The organism is Streptomyces sp. WAC04114 (genome assembly GCF_019733245.1).
GTDB lineage: Bacteria > Actinomycetota > Actinomycetes > Streptomycetales > Streptomycetaceae > Streptomyces > Streptomyces massasporeus_A.
The window spans coordinates 1-23,086 of the sequence record NZ_JAIGQA010000045.1; the positions used below are offsets into that span (position 1 = coordinate 1).

Sequence of the window (23,086 nt, forward strand, 5' to 3'; positions counted from 1 at the left end):
CTTCTCGGCGGCCGGCTTCGGGGCCGGCGGGCGCGGGGCGGCCGGACGGGCAGCCTGCGCGGGAGAGGGGGCGCCCGGCTTCGCCGGGGCAGCCTTGCGGGCAGGGGCGGGCTTGCCGCCTCCGCTGCCCTGCTGGAGGGCGTCCGTCAGCTTGCGTACAACAGGCGCTTCGATCGTCGAAGACGCCGAACGGACGAATTCACCGAGTTCCTGGAGCTTGGCCATGACGACCTTGCTCTCGACGCCGAACTCCTTGGCGAGTTCGTAGACCCGGACCTTAGCCACTTCGCTCCTTTGAGGTCCGGGTTGCGTCCGGACCGTCGCTAGTTCATGGGCGTACTCATCGCGTACTCATCGAGTGCTCATCGCAATCTCGACCTGCTTTCGACTCGCGAGGTACCTAGCCGCACGGGGTTCCGTACGGCACGTCTTACCGTGTTGCCTGCTCGGCAACTGTCGTCTGCTCGACGTATCGGCGCAACGCCTTTGTGTCGAGCGGTCCCGGGACGCGCAGTGCCCTCGGGAACGCTCGGCGGCGTACCGCCTGGTCGAGACAGACCGGTGCGGGGTGTACGTACGCACCCCGGCCGGGCAGCGTACCGCTTGGATCAGGAACGCATGCGTCCTTGATCGTCACGATCCGCAACAGTTCGGCCTTGGCCGCTCGCTCCCGACACCCCACACAGGTGCGTTCAGGGCATGCGCGGGCGCGCGTCCGGCCAGACACCTTTAAGTCTACCTCCCCGTGCACGCCTCACCCCTTTGGGGCAGGATTCGAACAGTTGGCGTGCATGAACCTGTCGTGATCTGAACGGCCCGCGGCTTGGATCTATTCCTCGGAGCCGTTCCCGGCCGGTTCCGTGTCCGGGCGGATGTCGATGCGCCAGCCGGTCAGCCGGGCCGCGAGACGGGCGTTCTGCCCCTCCTTGCCGATGGCCAGGGACAGCTGGTAGTCGGGCACGGTCACCCGGGCCGACCTGGTCGCCATGTCCACGATCTCCACCTTGGAGACGCGGGCCGGGGACAGCGCGTTGGCCACCATGTCGCCCGGGTCCTCCGACCAGTCGACGATGTCGATCTTCTCGCCGTTCAGCTCACCCATGACGTTGCGTACGCGGCCGCCCATGGGGCCGATGCAGGCGCCCTTGGCGTTCAGGCCGGAGCGGGTGGACCGTACGGCGATCTTCGTGCGGTGACCGGCCTCGCGGGCGATCGCGGCGATCTCCACCGAGCCGTCGGCGATCTCCGGCACCTCCAGGGCGAAGAGCTTCTTCACCAGGTTGGGGTGCGTGCGCGAGAGGGTGACGGAGGGACCACGGACGCCCTTGGCCACCCGGACGACGTAGGAGCGCAGGCGCATGCCGTGGGGGTAGGTCTCCCCCGGCACCTGCTCCTGCACCGGCAGGATGGCCTCGAGCTTGCCGATGTCGACGAGCACGTTCTTCGGGTCGCGGCCCTGCTGGACCACGCCGGTGACGATGTCGCCCTCGCGGCCGGCGTACTCGCCGAGCGTCGCGTCGTCCTCGGCGTCGCGCAGGCGCTGCAGGATGACCTGCTTGGCCGTGGTGGCGGCGATACGGCCGAAGCCGGACGGGGTGTCGTCGAACTCGCGGGCCTCCTGGCCCTCCTCGAGGTCGTCGGGGTCCTCCTTCGCCCACACGGTCACATGGCCGGTCTCCCGGTTGAGCTCCACGCGCGCGTGGCGGCGGCTTCCCTCGGTGCGGTGGTAGGCGATGAGGAGGGCCGACTCGATCGCCTCGACCAGCAGGTCGAAGGAGATCTCCTTCTCCCGAACCAAGCCCCGCAGGGCGCTCATGTCGATGTCCACGGCTACGCCTCCTCTTCCTTCTTGTTGTCCTTGCGGCTGAACTCGACCTGGACACGCGCCCGGACGATGTCGTCGAAGGCGATTCTGCGCGCGGTGGCCTTGCGGCCCTTCACTCCGGGCACCTCGGTGTCGACACCCTCGTCGTCGACCTTCAGGATCCTGGCGACCAGCTCGCCGCCCTCGGACAGCTGGAACTTCACCAGCCGGTCCGTGGCGCGGACGTAGTGCCGGTGTTCCGTGAGGGGGCGCTCCGCGCCCGGGGTGCCGACCTCGAGGGTGTATTCGCCCTCGCCCATCGCGTTGGTCTCGTCGAGCTTCGCCGAGAGCGCGCGGCTCACATCGGCGATCAGATCCAGGTCCGCGCCCGTGTCCGAGTCGACGACCACGCGCAGCACACGCTTGCGTCCGACGGAGTCCACTTCGATCTCTTCGAGGTCCAGGCCCTGAGAGGTGACGAGCGGCTCCAGCAGTTCTCGCAGCCTCTCGCTCTGGGTGGTGCTCATCCGGGTGACTCCTCGGCCGCGTGTGCTGTTGTGGGATGGGGCGCGTGTCTGGTCAAAGGGTATCCGGTCGCGGGGAGTGTTGCCGTCCACCCGGTCACGAACGGTGCCGCTGAGTGATGCCGGGCGGGGGCCCGGGTACCGTGATCACGGGCAAGCAGCCCTTGCACTCCCTTCTTTCTCGCATGTTTCTCGAAACGAGCCCCCGAGGACGTCTGACGTGCCCTTTCCCTCATCGCAGCGTGCCCGCTCGGGGCCGCGCAGAAGGAGTCTGCTCGCCGTCGCCCCGGCGGCCCTCGCCCTGGCGGGCTGCACCGGCGGGGACTCCGGCGGACCGGCCGGCGAGGACTCGTCGGCGACGGACCGGGCACGCGCGCGTGCGGCCCGGGACAGCGAGGGTCTGGTGGAGCGCTACGACGCGGTGATCGCCGCCCGTCCGGGGCTCGCGGGCCGGCTGGGGCCGCTGCGCGAGGAGGTCGTACGGCACGCGCGGGCGTTCGGCGGTGGCCGGAAAGCATCGCCCCCGACGTCACCTTCCGCTTCCCCTTCCGCGTCTGCATCGGTGACCTCGTCGGCCTCACCCGCCCCGTCCGCGACCGTGCCGGGGAACGACAAGGACGCCCTCGCCGGGCTCGCCGCGGCGGAGCGGGAGCTCGCCGACCGGCGGACCAAGGCGCTCGGCGGGGCCCCGGGCGAGCTGGCGCGCCTGCTGGCGTCGGTGGCGGCGGCCGGGGCGGCGCACGTGTATCTGCTGACGGAGGGTGGCGCGTGAGCGAGGAGAAGGACCGGGAGCTGCGCGCCCTGCAGGCGGCGCTGGCGGCCGAGCACGCGGCGGTGTACGGCTACGGCATCGTCGGCGGGAGGATCGGCGCGGGGCAGCGCACCGAGGCTCGCACGGCGTACGACGCGCACCGGGCGCGCAGGGACGCGCTGGTGCGCGAGGTGAAGGACCTGGGGGGCCGGCCGGTGGCCGCGTCCGCCGGTTACGCGCTGCCCTTCCAGGTGCCGGACTCGGCGGCGGCCGTGCGGCTCGCGGCAGAGCTGGAGGACCGGGTGGCGGGGGTCTACGCCGACCTGGTGCGCGCGGCGGGCGGCGGGCGGCGGACGCTGGCCGCCGAGGCGCTGCGGGAGGCGGCGGTGCGGGCGGTGCGCTGGCGCGGCGAGAGCGTAGCCTTCCCTGGGCTCGCCGAGCGGGCCGGCACGGCCCCGCCCTCGGCGGCGCCCACGGCGTGACCCGGGCCGGGCACGCACCGCGGACAGCACGAAGGGAACGACTCGCGCATGGTTTTCGAACCGCCGCAGCGTCTGGTCAGGGCGCTCGGTGAGACGGCGCCGGACGGTGACGACTGGCTGGACAAGCTGCCCGAGGCGGCGCAGCAGGCCGTCGTGCTACGCGAGTTGACCGTGGAGCGGGTGCAGGTGCCCGGTGGGCGCAGCAGCCTGGTCGTGCTGGTGCGGACCGCCGAGGGGACGCCCGCCGTGCTCAAGCTGGCGCCGGGCCGGGCCCGCCCGGAGGCGGAGCGGGCCGCGCTGGCGCACTGGGACGGGCGGGGTGCCGTGCAGCTGCTCGAGCCCTTCTCCGCGGAGGGGGTCCTGCTGCTGGAGCGGCTGCATCCAGACGTGTCGGTGCGGTCGCTGCCGGAGGCGAAGGCGCTGCTGGAGGCGGCGGGGACGCTGCGGCGGCTGTGGGTGGAGCCGCCCGCCGACTTCCCCTTCGAGACCGTGGCCGAGCGGACCGGGCGGCAGGCCGAGGCGATGCGGGTACGGGCCCGGGCCGATCCCGAGGTGGCCCCGCTGGTCGACCTGGCGCTCGCGGCGCGCGAGGAGCTGCTGGCCGCGCCGCCCGAACACCGGCTGCTGCACGGCACGTTCCGGCAGAGCAAGGTGCTCGGCGGGGAGCGGATGCCGTGGCTGGCCGTGGGGCCCGACCCGGTGGTCGGCGAGTGCGCCTTCGATCTGGCCCGGCTGGTCCGGGACCGGGTGGAGGACCTGATCGCCCAGCCGTCCGGCGCGGCCACGACCCGGCGCCGGGTGAAGCGGCTGGCCGAGTCCCTGGACGTGGACCAGGAGCGGCTGCGGGGCTGGACGCTGTTCCGTGCCGTGGAGTCGGGCGTGCGGGCGGGGCGGGTCGGACGGCCGCGCGACGCGGAGCTGTTGCTGGAGTTCGCGAGCTGGCTGTAGGGCGTCGGGGCGGAAGACCTGGGGGGTGCTGCGCCCCGGACCGCCGGCGCGGACGAAACGGCCTCGACTGCCGGGCGGACTGATTTCGGCCAGTCCGCCCGGTCTGCCGGTGCTGTGCCGTGCGGCGTCGGTGCTACGCCGTGAGGCGGGCGACGGCCTCCTCGACCGTCAGTTCCTCGCGCTCGCCGGTGCGGCGGTCCTTCAGTTCCACCACACCGTCCGCCGCGCGCCGGCCGGCCACGAGGATCTTCGGTACGCCGATCAGCTCGGAGTCCGTGAACTTGACGCCCGGGGAGACGCCGGGGCGGTCGTCGACCAGGACGCGGACACCGGCCGCGGCCAGCTTCCCGGAGATGTCGAGGGCCAGCTCGGTCTGCAGGGCCTTGCCGGCGGCAACCACGTGGACGTCGGCCGGGGCGACCTCGGCGGGCCAGCACAGGCCCTTGTCGTCGGCGGTCTGCTCGGCCAGGGCGGCCACCGCGCGGGAGACGCCGATGCCGTAGGAGCCCATGGTGACGCGGACCGGCTTGCCGTTCTGGCCGAGGACGTCGAGCTTGAGGGCGTCGGCGTACTTGCGGCCCAGCTGGAAGATGTGGCCGATCTCGATGGCGCGGTCGAGGACCAGGCCCGTGCCGCACTTGGGGCAGGGGTCGTCCTCCTGCACGACGACGACGTCGACGTACTCGCCGACCTCGAAGTCACGGCCCACGACCACGTTCTTCGTGTGCGTGCCGGCCTTGTTGGCGCCGGTGATCCAGGCCGTGCCCGGGGCGACGCGCGGGTCCGCGATGTAGGTGACCTTCTCCAGGCCTCGCGGTCCGACGTAGCCGCGGACCAGGTCGGGGCGGGCGGCGAAGTCCGTCTCGGTGACCAGCTCGACGGTGGCCGGGGCGAAGTGCGCCTCGACCTTGTCCATGTCGACCTCGCGGTCGCCGGGCACGCCGACGGCGACGATCTCGCCGTCGACCTTCACGAGGAGGTTCTTCAGCGTGGCCGAGGCCGGGACGCCGAGGGAGGCGGCGAGGGTCTCGATGGTGGGGGTGTCGGGGGTCGGGATGTCCTCGGCGGCCGGCACGCCGGAGGCGTCGACGGACGTCAACTCGTACGTGATCGCCTCGGTGTTGGCGGCGAAGTCGCAGTTCGGGCAGTCGGCGAAGGTGTCCTCGCCGGCCTCGGCCGGGGCGAGGAACTCCTCGGACTTGGAGCCGCCCATGGCGCCGGCCGTCGCGGCGCAGATGCGGTAGTCGAGGCCGAGGCGCGCGAAGATCTTCTGGTAGGCCTCGCGGTGCAGGGCGTAGGACTGGGCGAGGCCCTCGTCGTCGGTGTCGAAGGAGTAGGAGTCCTTCATCAGGAACTCGCGGCCGCGCAGGATGCCGGCGCGGGGGCGGGCCTCGTCGCGGTACTTGTTCTGGATCTGGTAGAGGATGACCGGCAGGTCCTTGTAGGAGGACGCCTGGTCCTTCACCAGGAGGGTGAAGATCTCCTCGTGGGTGGGGCCGAGGAGGTAGTCGCCGCCCCGGCGGTCCTGGAGGCGGAACAGCTCGGGGCCGTACTCCTCCCAGCGGCCGGTGGCCTCGTAGGGCTCGCGCGGCAGGACGGCGGGGAGCAGGACCTCCTGGGCGCCGACGGCGTCCATCTCCTCACGGACGATCCGCTCGACGTTGGCCAGCACCTTCTTGCCGAGGGGCAGCCAGCTCCAGATGCCGGCGGCGGTACGGCGTACGTAGCCGGCGCGGACGAGGAGCTTGTGGCTGAGGACCTCGGCGTCGGCCGGGTCGTCACGCAACGTCTTCGCCAACAACTGGGACATGCGCTGGACCGGTGCGTTCGCCATGGTTCCTCTGCTCCTGCTGCTGGGGGTCCCCCGCTCGAGCGGAGCCGAGAGTGGGGGAAGGTGATGGCAGGAGGTTATCCGGGGTGTGCGCGACGGTGGAAATCGGTTAACGGCGCAGGAGCGGGAGCGTGGCTCCCATCACGGCGTACGGCTTCGGCGCGCTGGGGAAGAGGACCTGGCGGGCCAGGTCCTGGTAGCCGAGGGAGCGGTAGAGGGCGCGGGCGGGGCTGTCGGTGTCGATCGCGGAGAGGATCGAGCGGGGTTCGGCGGCGCCGTCGGTGATCGTGGTGATCAGGGAGCGTCCGAGGCCGCGGTTCTGGTACGCGGGGTGGACGTGCAGTTCGGTGATCACGAAGGAGTCGTCGAGCCAGTGGTCGTTGCTCAGGGCGCGGAGGTAGGGCTCGACGACGGTGGACCACCAGTGGGTGCGGTCGTTGGGCATGCCGTAGACGAAGCCGACGAGGGTGCCGTCGGCTGTGGCGCCGAGTGCCCTCGCCCCCGGGTAGGTCATGTGGCGCAGGACGATCTGGCGGCGGACTGCGACTTCGTCGGCGCCGAGACCGAAGGCTACGGCTTGGACGGCCAGGGCCTCGTCGACGTGGGCGGGGAGGTCGAGTGGGCCGATCACGAGGTCCATGCGGGGAGCCTACAGGGGGGGTTTCGGTTGTCACCCGGGTGCTGGTTGTCTTCGGCTGAGCGCGCCCACGCGGCGGAGCCGCACATGGACACAGCCCCGCGCCCCCGGGGGCGCTTCAGAACAGGACGCTCATGAAGGCGCCGACCTCCTGGAAACCGACCCTCGTGTACGTCCTGCGGGCCGCCGTGTTGAAGTCGTTGACGTACAGGCTCACGACCGGGGCGACGTCGGCGAGGGCGTAGCGCAGGACCGCTGCCATGCCGGGGGCGGCCAGGCCGGTGCCGCGGTACTCGGGGGCCACCCACACACCCTGGATCTGGCAGGCGCGGTCCGTCGCGGCGCCGATCTCGGCCTTGAAGGCGACCTTGCCGTCCGCGTCGAAACGGGCGAAGGCGCGGCCGGAGCCGACGAGTTCGGCGACGCGGGCCTGGTAGAGCAGGCCGCCGTCGCCGACCAGCGGGGAGACGCCGACCTCCTCGGTGAACATCGCCACGCACGCCGGCATGATCGTTTCCATCTCGTCCTTGCGGACGCGGCGGACGTAGGGGTCCGGCGTGACATCGGCGGGGAGGCGGTCGGCGACCATGAGCGGCTGGTGGCGGCGGACCTCGCGGGCCGGGCCCCAATGGGGTTCCAGCAGCCGCCACAGGTCGGAGGTGGCGCCGGAGGGGCCGACGATGGAGGAGCAGCGGCGGCCGGCCCGGCGGGCTCGGTCGGCGAAGGCACGGACGGCGCGCGGGCCGGCGCAGATCGGCACCAGGTTGGCGCCGGCGTAACAGAGGGACGTGAGTATGCCGTCCTCGTACCAGCCCCACATCTCACCGCCCAGCCGCCACGGGTCGAGTCCGGCGATCTGCACACGGGACGACACGAAGGCGTTCGCGACCGGCTCGCGGTCGAGGACGGCGAGCGCGGCGTCCAGGTCGCTCGGTTCGAGGACCCGTGAGGTCGTCTGGGTCAACACGTGCGGGGGCCTCACACACTGGGGGCGGCTGGTCCCCGCACTGTACCTGGCGGAGCTGGGCGGTGCCGCCGCGCTCGAAGCCGTGAGACGGGTGGGGCGCCCCCGGGCCCGGTCCCACCCGTCGTCGAGCCGTTTCCTGAGCCGGTTCACCTCGTCCTGGAGCGTGCTCACCATCCGGTACAGGGCCTGCACGGCGACGACGGAGACGCTCGCGGTCACTCGTCCCAGGTGCCCGGCAGCTCTGCCGGGCACCTGGGACAGGGAGGTGTCGTGTTCCGCTTTGTCGCCGGTCCGTTGGACGGTTCGCCGGTCGTCGCCGTCGTGGCTCTCGCCGTACTCACCGGGCCGGTGCTGCTCCGGCAGCTGCTGCTGTTCCTCGGCTTCCGGTGAGCGCTGCGCGGGGCGCGGCAGGACGCGTCGCGGGTGTCGCCCTTCAGCATGTACTCCGCGGCCCTCACGGCTCGCCGCGTGCGCAGGGCCCGCCGCCGGTGAACGGGAACCTCGGCCGACGGCGGGGAGGGCGGCTCGTGCCCCCCGCCCCCGGAGATCCCCGCGCCGTCAGCCCGCGACCGCCACCGACGGCTCGCCCGAGGCGACGCCGTCCGCCTCCATCTGCTCGGCCAGCTTCATGGCCTCCTCGATGAGGGTCTCCACGATCTTGGACTCGGGGACGGTCTTGATGACCTCGCCCTTGACGAAGATCTGGCCCTTGCCGTTGCCGGAGGCGACGCCGAGGTCGGCCTCGCGGGCCTCGCCGGGGCCGTTCACGACGCAGCCCATGACGGCGACGCGGAGCGGGACCTCCATGCCGGTGAGGCCGGCCGTGACCTCTTCGGCCAGCTTGTAGACGTCGACCTGGGCGCGGCCGCAGGAGGGGCAGGAGACGATCTCCAGGCCGCGCTCCTTGAGGTTCAGGGACTCCAGGATCTGGATGCCGACCTTGACCTCCTCGGCGGGGGGCGCGGAGAGGGAGACGCGGATGGTGTCGCCGATGCCCTGGGAGAGGAGCGCGCCGAAGGCGACGGCCGACTTGATGGTGCCCTGGAACGCCGGGCCGGCCTCCGTGACGCCGAGGTGCAGCGGGTAGTCGCACTGCGCGGCGAGCTGCTTGTAGGCCTCGATCATGACGACCGGGTCGTTGTGCTTGACGGAGATCTTGATGTCGCGGAAGTCGTGCTCCTCGAAGAGGGACGCCTCCCACAGGGCGGACTCGACCAGGGCCTCGGGGGTGGCCTTGCCGTACTTCTTGAGGAGGCGGCTGTCGAGGGAGCCGGCGTTGACGCCGATGCGGATCGGGGTGCCGTGGTCGCGGGCCGCCTTGGCGATCTCCTTGACCTTGTCGTCGAACTGCTTGATGTTGCCGGGGTTGACCCGGACCGCGGCGCAGCCCGCCTCGATCGCGGCGAAGACGTACTTCGGCTGGAAGTGGATGTCGGCGATGACCGGGATCTGCGACTTGCGGGCGATGGTCGCGAGGGCGTCGGCGTCGTCCTGCGTCGGGCAGGCGACGCGGACGATCTGGCAGCCGGAGGCGGTGAGTTCGGCGATCTGCTGGAGCGTGGCGCCGATGTCGGAGGTGCGCGTCGTGGTCATCGACTGCACCGAGACGGGGGCGTCTCCGCCGACGGCCACGGATCCGACCTGGATCTGGCGGCTCTTCCGGCGCTCGGCGAGCTTGGTCGGAACGGACGGCATGCCGAGAGAAATCGCAGTCATCTGCTGTGCAACCCCAAGTCGTGGATCAAGGTCCGGTCCCGTGAGCAGCGGGCTCCGAGCTTCGAGATTACGGCACATGCCTCGGCGCGGGCACATCCCACCCACCGTGCCACTCAATGGGAGGCGGCCCGGCGAACAGCATGCCGGGCCGCCACGAACGCCGTATGACTAGGAGATTCTCACCGGGTTGACCACGTCGGCGATCAGCACCAGGATCGTGAAGCAGATGAAGATCCCCGCGACGACGTAGGCGACCGGCATGAGCTTCGCCACGTCGAAGGGGCCCGGGTCCGGCCGGCGCAGCACCTTGGCCGTGTTGCGGCGCAGCGACTCCCACAGGGCTCCCGCGATGTGGCCGCCGTCGAGCGGCAGCAGCGGGAGCATGTTGAACAGGAACAGGGAGAGGTTGAAGCCGGCGACCAGCATCAGGGCCATGGCCAGCTGCTGGGTGGGCGGGATGTCGAGGGTGAAGATCTCGCCGCCGACGCGGGCCGCGCCGACCACGCCCATCGGGGAGTCGGCCTCGCGCTCGGCGCCGTCGAAGGCCGCGTTCCACAGCGCCGGGACCTTGCCGGGCAGGGCGGCCAGGGAGTCGACGGCCTCTCCGATGCGGTCGCCCATCCAGGTCACCGAGTCGCCGAAGTCCTGTTTGACCACGCCGGTGGCGGCGCTGAAGCCGAGGAAGCCGGCCTGCACGTACTGGCCCTCGACGATCTGGCCGGAGGCGTCCTTCTTGGCGACCTGATTCGTGGCGATCTTCGCGTGCAGGGTGACGTTCCGGCCGTCCCGCTCGACGACGAGCGGCACCTCCTTGCCGGGGGTGGCGCGGATCAGGTCCGACAGCTTGTTCCAGTCGTCGGTCTTCACCCCGTTGAAGGAGACGATCTTGTCGCCCGCCTTGAGGCCGGCGGCGGCGGCAGGGGCGGCCGGGTCACCCTTCTCGCACTTGTCGCGGTTCTCGTTCTGCGCGATCACGCACTGGGAGACCGAGCTGACCGTGGTGGTCTGCTGGGTGATGCCGAAGCCCATCAGGACGGTGAGGAACAGCGCCACCGCGAGGACCAGGTTCATGAAGGGGCCCGCGAACATCACGATCACGCGCTTCCAGGGGGCGCGCGTGTAGAACATGCGGTTCTCGTCGCCCGGCTTGAGCTCCTCGTAGGCGGCGGTGCGGGCGTCCTCGATCATGCCGCGCCACGGGGAGGTGGAGCGGGCCTCCATCCGGCCGTCGGGGCCGGGCGGGAACATGCCGATCATGCGGATGTAGCCGCCGAACGGGATGGCCTTGATGCCGTACTCCGTCTCGCCCTTGTTGCGCGAGAAGAGGGTGGGGCCGAAGCCGACCATGTACTGCGGCACGCGGATGCCGAAGAGCTTGGCGGTGGACAGGTGCCCCAGCTCGTGCCACGCGATCGAGAACAGCAGGCCGACCGCGAAGAGGAGTATGCCGAGGATGAACATCAGGGTCGTCATGCACGGGCCTCCGCCGTCTGTGCCGCCAGTTCCCGGGCCCGGGTCCGCGCCCAGGTCTCCGCTTCGAGGACGTCCGACACGGTGAGTGAGGTTCCCGCACGCGGGGTGCCGTGCTCCTCGACCACCCGGGTGACGGTGTCCATGATTCCGTTGAAGGGCAGTGCGCCCTGGCGGAACGCCTCCACGCACTCCTCGTTCGCCGCATTGAACACCGCCGGGGCGGTGCCCGCGAGCTCGCCCACGTGCCGGGCGAGGTTCACCGAGGGGAAGGCCTCGTTGTCGAGCGGGAAGAACTCCCAGGTCGAGGCCTTGCTCCAGTCGAAGGTGGGCGCCGCGTCGGGCACGCGCTCGGGCCAGCCGAGGCCGATGGCGATGGGCCCGCGCATGTCGGGCGGGGTCGCCTGGGCCAGTGTCGATCCATCCGTGAACTCAACCATCGAGTGGACATACGACTGGGGATGCACGACCACCTCAATGCGGTCGAAGGGAATGTCGTAGAGGAGGTGCGCCTCGATGACCTCCAGGCCCTTGTTGACGAGGGTCGCGGAGTTGATCGTGATGACCGGGCCCATGGCCCAGGTGGGGTGCGCGAGGGCGTCCTCGACGGTGACGCCCGCGAGCTCGGCCTTGGTACGGCCGCGGAAGGGCCCGCCGGAGGCGGTGACGACCAGCTTGCGGACATCGGCGCGGGTGCCGGCGGCCAGGGCCTGGAAGAGGGCGGCGTGCTCGGAGTCGACCGGGATGATCTGCCCGGGCTTGGCGAGGGCCTTGACCAGCGGGCCGCCGACGATGAGCGACTCCTTGTTGGCGAGCGCGAGGGTGCGGCCCGCCTCCAGGGCGGCGAGGGTCGGGGCGAGTCCGATGGAGCCGGTGATGCCGTTCAGGACGGTGTGGCAGTCGGAGGCCGCGAGCTGTGTGGCGGCGTCCGGGCCGGTCAGGAGCTCGGGGAGCGGCTCGCTCGTGCCGTACTGCGCGGTGAGCGCCTCGCGCAGGGCGGGTACGACGTCCTCGCGGGCCACCGCGACGGTGCGCACGCGCAGCCGGTACGCCTGCTCGGCGAGGAGCGCGACCCGGCCGCCGTTGGCGGACAGGCCGGTGACCCGGAACCGGCCGGGGTTGCGCAGCACGAGGTCGATGGCCTGGGTGCCGATGGACCCGGTGGAGCCGAGGATCACCACGTCCTTGGGACCGTCGCCCACGACCGGGTCGTAGACGAGGTGTGGGTCGGCGAGGGGGGCTGGACTGTCGCTCATTCCTCCATTGTTGCCGTAAGGCCGGGGTGCGAGGACAGCGCATCCCCCTCCTGGGGGCGCGCGCCATGGCGGTGCACGCCCCCGGGGAGGGCCGGGGCTACCTGATGGGCCGGTGGACGTTCTCCTTCTGCGACGGTCCCGGTGTCGCGTCCGCGATCCAGGGGCCCTCGTCCGACGGGTCGACGATGCCCTGCTCCAGCCACTCGTACGTGCCGGACAGGACGCCCTTGACGACCTTGCGGTCGAGGTCGTCGGTGTTGGTCCACAGGCGGGTGAAGAGCTCCTCGACGCGGATCCTGGCCTGGCGGCAGAAGACGTCGGCGAGCTGGTAGGCCTCGCGGCCGTGGTCGCCCTGGCTGCGCAGGAGTTCGGCCCGGACGCAGGCCGCGCTCATGGCGAACAGCTCGGCGCCGATGTCGACGATCCGGCCGAGGAAGCCCTGCTTGGACTCCATCCGGCCCTGCCAGCGGGACATGGCGTAGAACGTGGAGCGGGCGAGCTTGCGGGCGGTGCGCTCGACGTAGCGCAGGTGCCCGGAGAGGTCCACGCCGTGCTTGAACTCCCCGTAGGAGGCGGGGAGCTGGCCGGGGCCCGCGACCAGTTTGGGCAGCCACTTGGCGTAGAAGACGCCCGCGTTCGCGCCCGCCCTGGCCTTGTCGCCGAGGGACTTCTCGGGGTCGATGAGGTCGCCGGCGACCGAGAGGTGGGCGTCGACGGCCTCGCGCGCGATCAGCAGGTGCATGATCTCGGTGGATCCCTCGAAGATGCGGTTGATGCGCAGGTCGCGCAACAGCTGCTCGGCGGGGACGCCGCGCTCGCCGCGGGCCCGGAGGGAGTCGGCCGTCTCGAAGCCGCGGCCGCCGCGGATCTGGACGAGTTCGTCGGCCATCGTCCAGGCCATCTCGGAGGCGTACAGCTTGGCGAGGGCGCCTTCGATGCGGATGTCGTTGCGGTCCTCGTCGGCCATCTGCGAGGCCAGGTCCGTCACGGCCTCCAGGGCGAAGGTGGTGGCCGCGATGAAGGAGATCTTGGAGCCGACCGCCTCGTGGTGCGCGACGGGCTTGCCCCACTGCTCGCGGGCCGCCGACCACTCCCGGGCGATCTTCAGGCACCACTTGCCGGCCGCGACACAGGAGGCCGGCAGGGAGAGCCGTCCGGTGTTGAGCGTGGTCAGGGCGATCTTCAGCCCCTGGCCCTCCTCGCCGACGCGGTTGGCGGCGGGGACGCGGACCTGGTGGAAGCGGGTGACGCCGTTCTCGATGCCGCGCAGGCCCATGAAGGCGTTGCGGTTCTCGACGGTGACGCCCGGCGAGTTCGTCTCCACGACGAAGGCCGTGATGCCGCCGCGGTGGCCCTCGCTCTTCGGGACCCGGGCCATGACGACCAGCAGGTCGGCGACGACGCCGTTGGTGGTCCACAGCTTCACCCCGTCGAGGACGTAGTCGTCCCCATCGGGCACGGCCGTCGTGGCCAGGCGGGCCGGGTCGGAGCCGACGTCGGGCTCCGTGAGCAGGAAGGCACTGATGTCCGTGCGGGCGCAGCGCGGCAGGAAGCGCTCCCGCTGCTCCTGGGTGCCGAACAGTTTCAGGGGCTGGGGCACGCCGATCGACTGGTGCGCGGAGAGCAGCACGCCGATCGCGGGGCTGGCGGAGCCGGCCAGGGCGAGCGCCTTGTTGTAGTACACCTGCCCGAGGCCGAGACCGCCGTACTTGGTGTCGATCTTCATGCCGAAGGCGCCGAGCTCCTTCAGACCGTCGATCACCTCGTCGGGGATCCGGGCCTCGCGCTCGATGAGGCCCCCGTCGACCTTGGTCTCGACGAAGTCGCGGAGCTTGGCGAGGAACTCCTCGCCGCGCTGGGCCAGCTCTTCGTCCGGGAGCGGGTGGGGGTGGATGAGGCCGAGCCGGAAGCGGCCGAGGAACAGCTCCTTGGCGAAGCTGGGCTTGCGCCAATGCTGTTCCCGGGCGGCCTCCGCCACCTCACGGGCCTCCCGCTCGGTGACGGCGGGACGGGAAGAGGGGGTGGTGGAAGCGGACATGAGGGGCACCTCGCCGCAACTAGAAGATGGAGGACCGTTTCGTTACCGACCAGTGCTACTGGATCGTTGGTACCCGAATCCGGACGCTCCCACCAGTCCTCGCGCGTCCGTTCGGCCGAAGGGGGCGCGCCGCGCCCGGCACTTGTCGCACGCCTGACGACGGTGTTGCATCGAGGTGCCGTCCCGAAGGACGAGTCCTGCTCTGAGAGCGTTCCGGGAAATCGGTATCGAAGCGCTTCGACAACCTATGGACACCCACTCCTGCTGGAGCTACTGTCGAACCACCCTCCCCCACCTTTATCGGCAACACGCGCTGTCGAAGCGCTTCACAAGAGCTTGGAGAGCTGGATGGTCACCCTCGCCGAGGTCGCCCAGCACGCCGGAGTCTCGGCGAGCACGGTGAGCTATGTCCTCAGCGGCAAGCGGTCCATCTCCGCGAACACCCGGCAGCGGGTCGAGCGGAGCATCCGCGAGCTCGGGTACCACCCGAACGCCGGGGCCCGCGCCCTGGCCAGCAGCAAGTCGAACATCATCGCGCTGATGGTCCCGCTGCGCACGGACATGTACGTGCCGGTGATGATGGAGATCGCCATCGCCGTGGCGACCTCCGCCCGCGCCCACGGGTACGACGTGCTGCTGCTCACCGGTGAGGAGGGGCCCGACGCGGTGCGCCGCGTGGCGGGCAGCGGGCTCGCCGACGGGATGATCCTGATGGACGTCGAACTCGACGACGAGCGGCTGCCGCTGCTGCGCGCGACGGACCAGCCGTCCGTGCTGATCGGGCTGCCCGCCGACACCTCTGGGCTGACCTGCGTCGATCTGGACTTCCGGGCGACGGGCGCGCTGTGCGTGGAGCACCTGGCCAAACAGGGGCACCAGGACATCGCCGTCATCGGGGAGGCCCCGGCCGTCTACGAGCGGCACACCGGTTTCGCCGAACGCACCCTCGACGGACTCCGGACGCGTGCGCGGGAGCTGGGCGTGCGGCTGCTGCACCGGCCGTGCGAGGGCGGGTACGACGCGATGGCCGTGACGCTCGCCCGGATCCTCGACGAACGCCCGGGCACCTCGGGGCTCATCGTGCAGAACGAGTCGGCGGTCGAGCCGCTGCTCGCGCTGCTGCGCCAGCAGGGCCGGGCCGTGCCGGAGGACGTGTCGGTGGTCGCGATCTGCCCCGATCAGGTCGCGACGCAGGCCTCGGTGCGGCTCACGTCGGTGGCCATCCCCGCGCAGGAGATGGGCCGCCGGGCCGTGGACCACCTGGTCGCCAAGCTCGACGGGCGCGGCAGCGACGAGGTCGTGCTGCTCGCGCCCGAGCTGACGGTCCGGGCCAGCACGGGGCCGGCGCCGAGCCGGTCGTAGTCACTCCCGGCCCCCGAACAACGCCCCTTCCGGGGCACCCCCATGTCTGCTTCCGGACAGGAGCCCGCCTCGTGAATCAGCCTGCTGAGACCCAGCCCCAGGTGAGCCTCGCGCAGTCCTCCCCGACCGTCGGCACGTTCCGCGAGCGGGACGGTGCGCTGGAGTGGAGCGGCCGCCAGGAGACCGTCCGGATCGAGCCCTGGGGTCCGGACGCGGTCCGGGTGCGTGCCCGGCTCGGCGGCCCCGTCCTCGAAGGGCTGCCGGGCGCCCTGCTCGACGAGGCTCCCGCGACGCCGGCCGCGGTGAAGATCGAGGACGGCCGGGGACTGCTGACCGTCGGCGCGCTCACCGTCGAGGTGAGCGCCGAGGGCCTGGTCCGCTTCCTGCGCACGGACGACTCCACCGAGCTCCTCGCCGAGGACCGCGCCCATTTCTGGTGGCCGGGCTCCCGCCTGTACACGGCCGTCGGCAACGGCCACCACCGCCTGGAGCAGCGCTTCGCCGCCTACGACGACGAGAAGCTGTACGGCCTCGGCCAGCACCAGCACGGGCGCCTGGACCAGAAGGGCCTGGTGCTGGACCTGATCCAGCGCAACGCCGAGGTCGGCATCCCGGTGCTGACCTCCAGCCGCGGCTACACCCTGCTGTGGAACAACCCGGCGATCGGCCGCGTGGAGCTGGCGCACAACGGCACCCGCTGGGTCGCCGACTCGGCCCGGCAGATCGACTACTGGATCACGGCGGGCGACCCGGCCGGCGGCCAGCGCCGCTACAGCGCGGTGACCGGCCGCAGCCCGATGCTGCCTGAGTGGGCGGCGGGCTTCTGGCAGTGCAAGCTGCGCTACCGCACCCAGGACGAACTGATGGGGGTGGCCCGGGAGTACAAGCGGCGCGGGCTGCCCCTCTCGGCGATCGTCTGCGACTTCTTCCACTGGACGCACCTCGGCGACTGGAAGTTCGACCCGAAGGAGTGGCCCGACCCGGCGGCGATGGTGCGGGAGCTGGAGGAGCTCGGCATCAAGCTGGTGGTGAGCGTCTGGCCGTCGGTGTCGCCGCTGAGCGAGAACCACCCGGTGCTGGAGCAGCGGGGCTGGTTCATCGGCACCCAGTACGGCCCGGTGGCGCACGCCGACTGGCCCGACAAGGAGGTCGCCTCCACGGTCCAGGTCGCCTTCTACGACGCCACCAACCCGGACGCGCGGGAGTTCGTGTGGTCGAAGGTGAAGGAGAACTACCTCGACCCGTACGGCATCACGGCGTTCTGGCTGGATGCCTGCGAGCCGGAGCTGAAGCCGGGATTCCAGGAGAACCTGCGCTACTGGGCGGGCCCGGGCCTGGAGGTCGGCAACGCCTACCCGGCGGAGAACGCCCGCACCTTCTACGAGGGCCTGGCCGCCACCGGCGAGGAGGAGATCGTCACCCTCAACCGCTCGGCGTGGGCGGGCAGTCAGCGCTACGGCGCCGCCCTGTGGTCCGGTGACATCGGCACGGACTTCCCGACCCTGCGCCGCCAGATCGCGGCCGGGCTGAACACGGCGCTGTCGGGCATCCCGTGGTGGAACACCGACATCGGCGGCTTCCACGGCGGCGACCCGGACGACCCGGCGTACCGGGAGGTGATGGTCCGCTGGTTCCAGTTCGGCGCCCTGTCCCCGCTGATGCGGCTGCACGGCTTCCGCGACCCGGGCATGCCACTGGGCCCGGAGATGACCGGCGGCCCGAACGAGGTGTGGTCGTACGGCGAGGAGGCCGGGGCGATCCTGGAGAAGTACGTGCGGCTGCGCGAGCGGCTGAAGCCGTATGTGCTGGACGTCATGCGGGCGGCCCACGAGGAGGGTCTGCCGGTGATGCGGCCGCTGTTCCTGGAGTTCCCGGACGATCCGGCGGCCTGGTCGGTCGACGACTCCTACCTGTTCGGCCCGGACCTGCTGGTCGCGCCGGTGCTGACGGCCGGCGCCACTGTCCGTGCGGCGTATCTGCCGGCGGGGGCGTCCTGGAGGGACGCGTGGACGGGTGAGACGTACGAGGGCGGCCGGGCCGTGACGGTCGACGCCCCGCTGGACCGCATCCCGCTGTTCCTGCGGGACGGGGCGCGGCTGCCCGTCGCGGAGTAGCCGCGTCGGAGGGGATGGCCGATGGAGGTCCTTCGGCCATCCCCTCCCGCCTGTTCGGCCGGCTTCCGTCCGGTTCCCGGCCCCGCGGCCGGTCAGCTGCTGCTGACCGTCAGGTTGTTGGTGGTGAAGTTCAGGCCGCCGGACGACGAGGTGACCTCGTAGCCGAACTGCACGTCACCGATCGTCTCGTTGCCCATCCACTTCTTGGTGTCCTTGATCCATTTCAGGATCGGCAGGATGTTCACGGTGCCGGAGCTGGAGTTGGAGGTGCGGATGAACGAGAACACCTCGTTGGCACCGTTGGTGCCCTTGAAGACGTTCCAGGAGTGGCCGCCCAGGGCAACGGTGCCCTGCGAGGAGCCGAGCGGGCCGACGGCTCCGGTCTTGTTGACCCAGAGCATGATCTCGTAGTCGTGGTCCGTGTCCCAGATGTCGTACGACGTGTTGTACGCGCCGGACGACGGAACGCTGACGTTGTAGCCGCTGGTCAGCGAAGTCAGCGAGGTGATCGACTTGTTTATCGCCTTCGTCTGGTTCGGGTAGGACTTGATGCCGCCGGTGCCCGGGTGGTCGGCCCAGACGCCCCAGTTGGTGCCGGAGTTGGCCCAGATGCACTGGCTGCCGGCGCCGGAGCCCCAGATGTTGTTGTAGAGCGTGTAGCCGTTCAGGTTCGTGTTGCCCCACTGGTCGCAGGAGTTCCAGACGGCGGCGGAGGCGGGGGCGGAGGTGAGGCCGACGGTGGCGCCGAGGGCCAGGGCGGAGGCCAGCAGGGCCTTGGTGACCCTGCTCAGCGTGCGTGATGCCATGGTGTCCCTTCCATGGGGTGGGGGGATGGGGGGAACCACCACGCCCTCAGGGTGAGGACGTGGTCTTCCCCGGCGACCAGGTGGAGGGATTCTGCGCCGGAGGAAGTCCGCGGTTCGACGCGGTGGGGCGTCGGCGTCGGTGCCGTGGGCGGGGGGTGAGTCGGTCATGGCCGCAGCACCGCCGCTTCGTAGCGGCCGAGGGTGACCCGGTCGGTGACGTCCGTTTCGGACAGCAGGTCGCGGTGGGTGCCGGGCACCTCGACGGTCACCGGCTCGCGGCCGTGGTTCAGGACGAACAGCACCTCGCCCCGGCGCACGGCCTCGACCTGCTCGGGGAGGCCGTCGAGCACCGGCCGGACGCCCACTCCCGCGGCGACCGACGTCAGCAGGTCGCGCAGCGCCCCGGGCTCCGGAAGGGTGGAGACGTACCAGGCCCGGCCCTTGCGCAGGACGGCGGGCATGCCGTCCAGTTCGCCGCCCTTGTAGCAGCTCGTGTGGTCGGGGTCGGCCGGCTCGATCTCCTCGGACCACAGGGTGCCCCGGAAGCACTCGCAGGCGACCGTCTCCCCCGCTTCCAGCGGCCACCACTCGTGCAGCGTGCGGATGCCGAACAGCTCGCGCAGCCGGACGTCCATGCCGCCGGGGCGAACGCGGTCGTCCTGGTCGGCCACGCCCGTCTGGAAGCCGCAGACGAGGGTGCCGCCCTGCCGTACGTAGGCGAGGAGGTTGTCGGTCGCTGCGTCGGTGAGGGAGTACAGCTGCGGCACGACGACCAGCGAGTACGGCGTCAGGTCGTGCTCGGGGTGGGCGAAGTCGGTGGTGAGGTGCGCCTGCCACAGGGCCCGGTGCCAGGCGCGCAGGACGGCCCTGTACTCCACCAGGGTGGACGGGCGGCCGTCCTGGGCGCCGGCCCACCAGGAGTGCCAGTCGTGCAGGACGGCGGTGTTCGCGGTGAGGTGCCGGCCGGTCACCTCGGGGGCGATCCGCTCCAGGTCGGCGCCGAGCCGCTTGACCTCCTGGTACGTCCGGCCCTCCTCCCCCGCGTGGCTGACCATGCCGGAGTGGAACTTCTCCGCGCCCTGCCGGGACTGCCGCCATTGGAAGTAGCAGACGGCGTCGGCTCCCCGGGCCACGGCCTGGAGGGACCAGAGCCGGTTGAGGCCGCGCGGCTTGGGATGGTTCACGCCCCGCCAGTTGACCGGTCCGGCCGCCTGCTCCATCAGCATCCAGGGCCCGCGCGCCTGGGAGCGGGTCATGTCCTGGACCAGGGCGCCGTTCTGCGCGCCGAGGGGGTCGCGCGGGTCGGGGTAGAGGTCGACGGAGACGACGTCCTCCTCCTCGGCCCAGCGCCAGGCGTCCTGCCCGAACCACAGCGGCATGAAGTTGCTGGTGACCGGCAGGTGCGGGGTGTGCCGCCGGACGATGTCCCGCTCGGCGGTGTAACACTCCAGGAGCATGTCGGAGGTGAAGCGGCGGAAGTCCAGGACCTGGCCGGGGTTGCGCATGTAGTGGGGCAGGCGGGGCGGCAGGATGCCGTCCCAGGTGTCGTAGCCCTGGCTCCAGAAGGCGGTGCCCCAGGCCTCGTTGAGGGCGTCGAGCGTGCGGTACTTCTCACGCAGCCACCGCCGGAAGGATGCGGCTGCCTGGTCGCCGTGGTCGGAGGTGCAGTACTCGTTGTTGATGTGCCACATCGTCAGGGCCGGGTGGTCGCCGTAGCGGGCGGCCAGGTCCTCGGTGATGGCGGCGGCGTAGCGCCGGTAGGTGGCGCTGGAGTGCGAGAAGTGCTGGCGGCCGCCCCACCACTCGGTGCGGCCGTCCTCGGCGACGGGCAGGGTGTCGGGGTGCAGCCGGCCCATCCAGGGCGGGGGCGAGGAGGTCGGGGTGGCAAGGACGACGCCGATGCCGCTTGCGTGCATCAGGTCCATCAGCGTGTCCAGCCAGCCGAACTCCCGTGCTCCCGGCTCGGGTTCCAGCTTCGACCAGGAGAAGACGCCGAGGGTGACCGAGTTGACGCCCGCGGCCTTCATCAGCCGGACGTCCTCGTGCCAGGTCTCCTCGGGCCACTGCTCGGGGTTGTAGTCGCCGCCGAAGAGCAGCCGCCCCCTGGTCACCTCACTCAGGTCGGGCATCAGACGGGCTCCCCGTATTGCACCCCGCGGCCGTTGGTGCCGATGTAGACCCGGCCGTACACCCGGGGGTCGCCGGCGATGCACGCGCCGATCCAGCCCCACTGGTGCCGGTCGTCGTTGATCCGCGTCCAGGTCTTCGCCTCGTCGTCGGAGCGGTACACGGCGGTGACGGTCGCGGTGGAGCCGACCATGTAGACGGCCGGGTACGCAGCGCCCTCGGCGGCCTTGCCGAAGCCGAGGGTGTACGAGGCCCAGCAGCTGCTCACCTTGGAGAAGGTCGCACCGCCGTCCGTCGACCGGTACAGCCCGTTCCACTTCAGGCTCAGCCACAGGTGACCGGAGCGCCCGGGCGTGACGGCCAGCTGGAACTCGGTGTCCCCCGCGTTCAGGCCGGTGGCCCGCGCGGTGAAGGTCCGGCCGCGGTCGGTGCTGGCGTGGAGCGTGCCCGTGGAGGTGTCGAAGGCGTAGCAGCGGGCCGGATCGACGGGGTCCGCGACGGGCACGGCACCCTTCGGGTAGGAGGCGACCTCCGCCCAGGTGGCGCCGTTGTCCGTGGAGCGGTAGCCCGGGTCGGCCATGCCGAAGGACCACAACAGCACACTGCCGTCGGCGTTGATGGCGATCGGGCCGGGCGCGGACTTGGCGACGTCCGGCTGGGCCTCGAAGGGCGTCCAGGTCTTCCCGCCGTCGTCAGACCAGGCGCCGTTGCCGTGGTCGCCCCATCCGGCCCGGACGACGTACGACGGCTTCGCGGCGGCCAGCGACAGGCCCGTCGCCGTGCCGAACACGGGGTTCGACGCCATGCCGCGTGACGGCGATGCCGTGAGCCGCTCGTGGTACATCACCCCGATGTCCCCGGACCCGCTGAGCAGGTGGGCCTCGCCGCTCGGGGGCGAGATCAACTGGCGTACGGAGGCCTCTTCCACGCCGCGGATCTGCGGGGCCCAGTGCTTGAGGTCGCGGGTGCCGTAGAGGGTCGCGCCGGTGCCGTGGACGACGTGCCGGGAGTCGTACGGGTCGAGCCCGACGGCCTGGATCCACCAGCCGAACTTGGGCTCGTCGCCGCCCCACTTGAGGTAGGGCGTCTCGGAGACGTCGAGGACGGCCTTGTCCTTCAGGGACGTCCAGGAGCGGCCGCCGTCCGTGGTCCGGTACCGGGTGTCCACCAGCGACCAGCGGTTGTTGGTGGAGACGACGACGGTCCCCGGGGTGCGGGCGTCGACGGCGACACCGCCGTAGCCGAAGGAGTCGGTCCCGCCGTCGCCCGTCGCCCCGCCGGGCTTGACGGGCGTGACCTCGCTCCACTTCCCGTTCGCCGTCCGCAGCTTGTGCACGCTGCCGTCGGACTGGCCGTTCGGGCCGGGGGCGTCGGCGTAGGTCACGTACAGCTCGCGGGTGTGCCGGTCGTACGCGGCCCGGACCGGGACCTTGGCGGCGGTGCCGGTGGGTTGCCCGGGGACGGCCTCCCAGGTGGTGCCGTCGAAGGTGCGGTACAGGTTGGGCTTCCCCGCGGTGCCGTCGGAGTCGCCCCAGCCTGCGTAGACGCTGCGGCCTGCGGCGACCAGGAGCGTGATGCCCTGGCCGGTGGCGCCGGGGGTGGCCGGGAAGCTCGCGGCCTTCCATGTGGCGCCCCGGTCGGTGGACTTGAGCAGTCCGTCGTGCCGGGTGCCGAGCCACAGGGTGTCGCTGTCGCGAGGGTCGACGAGCAGCCGCTCTCCGCAGCCCCGGCCGTCCTCGTTGGCGCCGAGCTTGACGGTGAGGTCGGTGCGCTGCCAGGTCGCGCCACGGTCCTCCGACCGCAGCACGGCCCCGTTGCCGGCCCAGGACTGCGTGTAGGTGCCGAGGGAGAGGTAGACCCGGTCCGGATGCGCCGGGTCGACGGCCATGGCCTCCACGCCCAGCAGGTTCCAGTCGTCCCAGCCGATGTGGTCGGTCAGCGGGATCCACCGGCCGCTCCGCTCGTCCCACCGGTAGGCGCCGCCGATGTCGGTGCGGAGGTAGGCGAGCCCTTTGACGGAGGGGTGGAACAGCACCCCGGTGATGAATCCGGTGCCGCCCTGGACCGCGTTGCGCCAGCGGTATCCGCTCTGCGCGGGGGCCGTGGCGGCCTGCGCCACCCCGTGTGCCGGAGGTAGGGAGACGGCCGCTGCGGCGGCAGCGGTCCCGGCCAGGACGGCTCTTCTGCTGAGGCGGGACACATGCATGACACATACCTCGATCTACGAGAAGGGGTGGGGAGACATACCTCAGG

General features: G+C 71.4%; 19 protein-coding genes. 5 read left to right on the forward strand and 14 right to left on the reverse strand.

Annotated features, from left to right (window positions below):
• The 4 genes from K4G64_RS14905 to rimP all read right to left on the reverse strand — a co-directional run.
• Window positions 1–285: translation initiation factor IF-2 N-terminal domain-containing protein (locus tag K4G64_RS14905; RefSeq protein ID WP_221756526.1), on the reverse strand; the 285-nt coding region annotated here is incomplete at its 3' end.
• Between the two features lie 145 nt (window positions 286–430).
• Window positions 431–727, reverse strand: coding sequence for a YlxR family protein (locus K4G64_RS14910; RefSeq protein WP_078885411.1), 297 nt, complete (start codon window positions 725–727; stop codon window positions 431–433).
• A gap of 102 nt (window positions 728–829) precedes the next feature.
• Complete coding sequence (gene nusA, locus K4G64_RS14915) at window positions 830–1,828, reverse strand: transcription termination factor NusA (RefSeq protein WP_184908406.1); 999 nt, start codon at window positions 1,826–1,828, stop codon at window positions 830–832.
• Between the two features lie 2 nt (window positions 1,829–1,830).
• The gene (gene rimP, locus K4G64_RS14920; protein ID WP_031111412.1) at window positions 1,831–2,331 is read right to left on the reverse strand and encodes a ribosome maturation factor RimP; all 501 of its coding nucleotides are present in this window, start codon (window positions 2,329–2,331) and stop codon (window positions 1,831–1,833) included.
• 217 nt (window positions 2,332–2,548) lie between these two features.
• On the opposite strand from rimP, the gene K4G64_RS14925 reads away from it, so the two are divergent.
• From K4G64_RS14925 to K4G64_RS14935, 3 genes are read left to right on the forward strand one after another with little or no spacing between them, the layout of a single operon-like run.
• The gene (locus K4G64_RS14925; RefSeq protein ID WP_221756527.1) at window positions 2,549–3,100 is read left to right on the forward strand and encodes a hypothetical protein; all 552 of its coding nucleotides are present in this window, start codon (window positions 2,549–2,551) and stop codon (window positions 3,098–3,100) included.
• Complete coding sequence (locus K4G64_RS14930; protein WP_221756528.1) at window positions 3,097–3,561, forward strand: ferritin-like domain-containing protein; 465 nt, start codon at window positions 3,097–3,099, stop codon at window positions 3,559–3,561. Before K4G64_RS14925 ends, K4G64_RS14930 begins: the two co-directional genes overlap by 4 nt.
• A 48-nt stretch (window positions 3,562–3,609) precedes the next feature.
• Entirely contained in the window at window positions 3,610–4,509 is a 900-nt protein-coding gene (locus K4G64_RS14935; RefSeq protein ID WP_221756529.1) for an aminoglycoside phosphotransferase family protein, read from the forward strand.
• Between the two features lie 133 nt (window positions 4,510–4,642).
• Here K4G64_RS14935 and K4G64_RS14940 read toward each other — a convergent pair whose 3' ends face one another.
• The 7 genes from K4G64_RS14940 to K4G64_RS14970 form a co-directional block, all read right to left on the reverse strand.
• Complete coding sequence (locus tag K4G64_RS14940; protein WP_221756530.1) at window positions 4,643–6,343, reverse strand: proline--tRNA ligase; 1,701 nt, start codon at window positions 6,341–6,343, stop codon at window positions 4,643–4,645.
• A 106-nt stretch (window positions 6,344–6,449) separates the two neighbouring features.
• Complete coding sequence (locus tag K4G64_RS14945; RefSeq protein WP_221756531.1) at window positions 6,450–6,980, reverse strand: GNAT family N-acetyltransferase; 531 nt, start codon at window positions 6,978–6,980, stop codon at window positions 6,450–6,452.
• 115 nt (window positions 6,981–7,095) lie between these two features.
• Window positions 7,096–7,944: a GNAT family N-acetyltransferase gene (locus tag K4G64_RS14950; protein WP_221756532.1), complete on the reverse strand. Its 849-nt coding sequence runs from the start codon at window positions 7,942–7,944 to the stop codon at window positions 7,096–7,098.
• Between the two features lie 558 nt (window positions 7,945–8,502).
• Window positions 8,503–9,660: a flavodoxin-dependent (E)-4-hydroxy-3-methylbut-2-enyl-diphosphate synthase gene (ispG, locus tag K4G64_RS14955; RefSeq protein ID WP_221756533.1), complete on the reverse strand. Its 1,158-nt coding sequence runs from the start codon at window positions 9,658–9,660 to the stop codon at window positions 8,503–8,505.
• 168 nt (window positions 9,661–9,828) lie between these two features.
• Window positions 9,829–11,121: an RIP metalloprotease gene (locus K4G64_RS14960; protein ID WP_221756558.1), complete on the reverse strand. Its 1,293-nt coding sequence runs from the start codon at window positions 11,119–11,121 to the stop codon at window positions 9,829–9,831.
• A gap of 8 nt (window positions 11,122–11,129) precedes the next feature.
• Complete coding sequence (gene dxr / locus K4G64_RS14965; RefSeq protein WP_221756534.1) at window positions 11,130–12,386, reverse strand: 1-deoxy-D-xylulose-5-phosphate reductoisomerase; 1,257 nt, start codon at window positions 12,384–12,386, stop codon at window positions 11,130–11,132.
• A gap of 97 nt (window positions 12,387–12,483) precedes the next feature.
• Window positions 12,484–14,424, reverse strand: a complete 1,941-nt coding sequence (locus K4G64_RS14970) for an acyl-CoA dehydrogenase family protein (protein ID WP_221756535.1) — start codon at window positions 14,422–14,424, stop codon at window positions 12,484–12,486.
• 348 nt (window positions 14,425–14,772) lie between these two features.
• Between K4G64_RS14970 and K4G64_RS14975 the strand changes: the two genes are divergently transcribed.
• Together K4G64_RS14975 and K4G64_RS14980 are read left to right on the forward strand one after the other, a co-directional pair.
• Window positions 14,773–15,786 carry a LacI family DNA-binding transcriptional regulator gene (locus K4G64_RS14975; protein WP_221756536.1) on the forward strand — a complete coding sequence of 338 codons (1,014 nt, stop codon included), beginning with the start codon at window positions 14,773–14,775 and terminating at the stop codon, window positions 15,784–15,786.
• A 71-nt stretch (window positions 15,787–15,857) separates the two neighbouring features.
• On the forward strand, window positions 15,858–17,900 hold the full coding sequence (locus K4G64_RS14980) for a TIM-barrel domain-containing protein (protein ID WP_221756537.1): 2,043 nt from the start codon (window positions 15,858–15,860) through the stop codon (window positions 17,898–17,900).
• A gap of 92 nt (window positions 17,901–17,992) precedes the next feature.
• On the opposite strand, the gene K4G64_RS14985 is transcribed toward K4G64_RS14980, so the two are convergent.
• The 3 genes from K4G64_RS14985 to K4G64_RS14995 all read right to left on the reverse strand — a co-directional run bounded on the left by K4G64_RS14985 (window position 17,993) and on the right by K4G64_RS14995 (window position 23,039).
• The gene (locus tag K4G64_RS14985) at window positions 17,993–18,706 is read right to left on the reverse strand and encodes a hypothetical protein (protein WP_221756538.1); all 714 of its coding nucleotides are present in this window, start codon (window positions 18,704–18,706) and stop codon (window positions 17,993–17,995) included.
• A 164-nt stretch (window positions 18,707–18,870) separates the two neighbouring features.
• Window positions 18,871–20,835, reverse strand: a complete 1,965-nt coding sequence (locus tag K4G64_RS14990) for a beta-galactosidase (RefSeq protein ID WP_221756539.1) — start codon at window positions 20,833–20,835, stop codon at window positions 18,871–18,873.
• Window positions 20,835–23,039, reverse strand: a complete 2,205-nt coding sequence (locus K4G64_RS14995; RefSeq protein ID WP_221756540.1) for a sialidase family protein — start codon at window positions 23,037–23,039, stop codon at window positions 20,835–20,837. The genes K4G64_RS14990 and K4G64_RS14995 overlap by 1 nt, the downstream gene beginning before the upstream one ends.
• Between the last annotated feature and the right edge of the window lie 47 nt (window positions 23,040–23,086).

Bases quoted from the DNA above. Each gene is read 5' to 3' on its own strand.
- dxr (WP_221756534.1), bottom strand. From the start codon at position 12,386: ATGAGCGACAGTCCAGCCCCCCTCGCCGACCCACACCTCGTCTACGAC.
- K4G64_RS14995 (WP_221756540.1), bottom strand. From the start codon at position 23,039: ATGCATGTGTCCCGCCTCAGCAGAAGAGCCGTCCTGGCCGGGACCGCT.
- ispG (WP_221756533.1), bottom strand. From the start codon at position 9,660: ATGACTGCGATTTCTCTCGGCATGCCGTCCGTTCCGACCAAGCTCGCC.
- K4G64_RS14935 (WP_221756529.1), top strand. From the start codon at position 3,610: ATGGTTTTCGAACCGCCGCAGCGTCTGGTCAGGGCGCTCGGTGAGACG.
- K4G64_RS14970 (WP_221756535.1), bottom strand. From the start codon at position 14,424: ATGTCCGCTTCCACCACCCCCTCTTCCCGTCCCGCCGTCACCGAGCGG.
- rimP (WP_031111412.1), bottom strand. From the start codon at position 2,331: ATGAGCACCACCCAGAGCGAGAGGCTGCGAGAACTGCTGGAGCCGCTC.
- K4G64_RS14945 (WP_221756531.1), bottom strand. From the start codon at position 6,980: ATGGACCTCGTGATCGGCCCACTCGACCTCCCCGCCCACGTCGACGAG.
- K4G64_RS14985 (WP_221756538.1), bottom strand. From the start codon at position 18,706: ATGGCATCACGCACGCTGAGCAGGGTCACCAAGGCCCTGCTGGCCTCC.
- K4G64_RS14990 (WP_221756539.1), bottom strand. From the start codon at position 20,835: ATGCCCGACCTGAGTGAGGTGACCAGGGGGCGGCTGCTCTTCGGCGGC.
- K4G64_RS14960 (WP_221756558.1), bottom strand. From the start codon at position 11,121: ATGTTCATCCTCGGCATACTCCTCTTCGCGGTCGGCCTGCTGTTCTCG.
- K4G64_RS14975 (WP_221756536.1), top strand. From the start codon at position 14,773: ATGGTCACCCTCGCCGAGGTCGCCCAGCACGCCGGAGTCTCGGCGAGC.
- K4G64_RS14940 (WP_221756530.1), bottom strand. From the start codon at position 6,343: ATGGCGAACGCACCGGTCCAGCGCATGTCCCAGTTGTTGGCGAAGACG.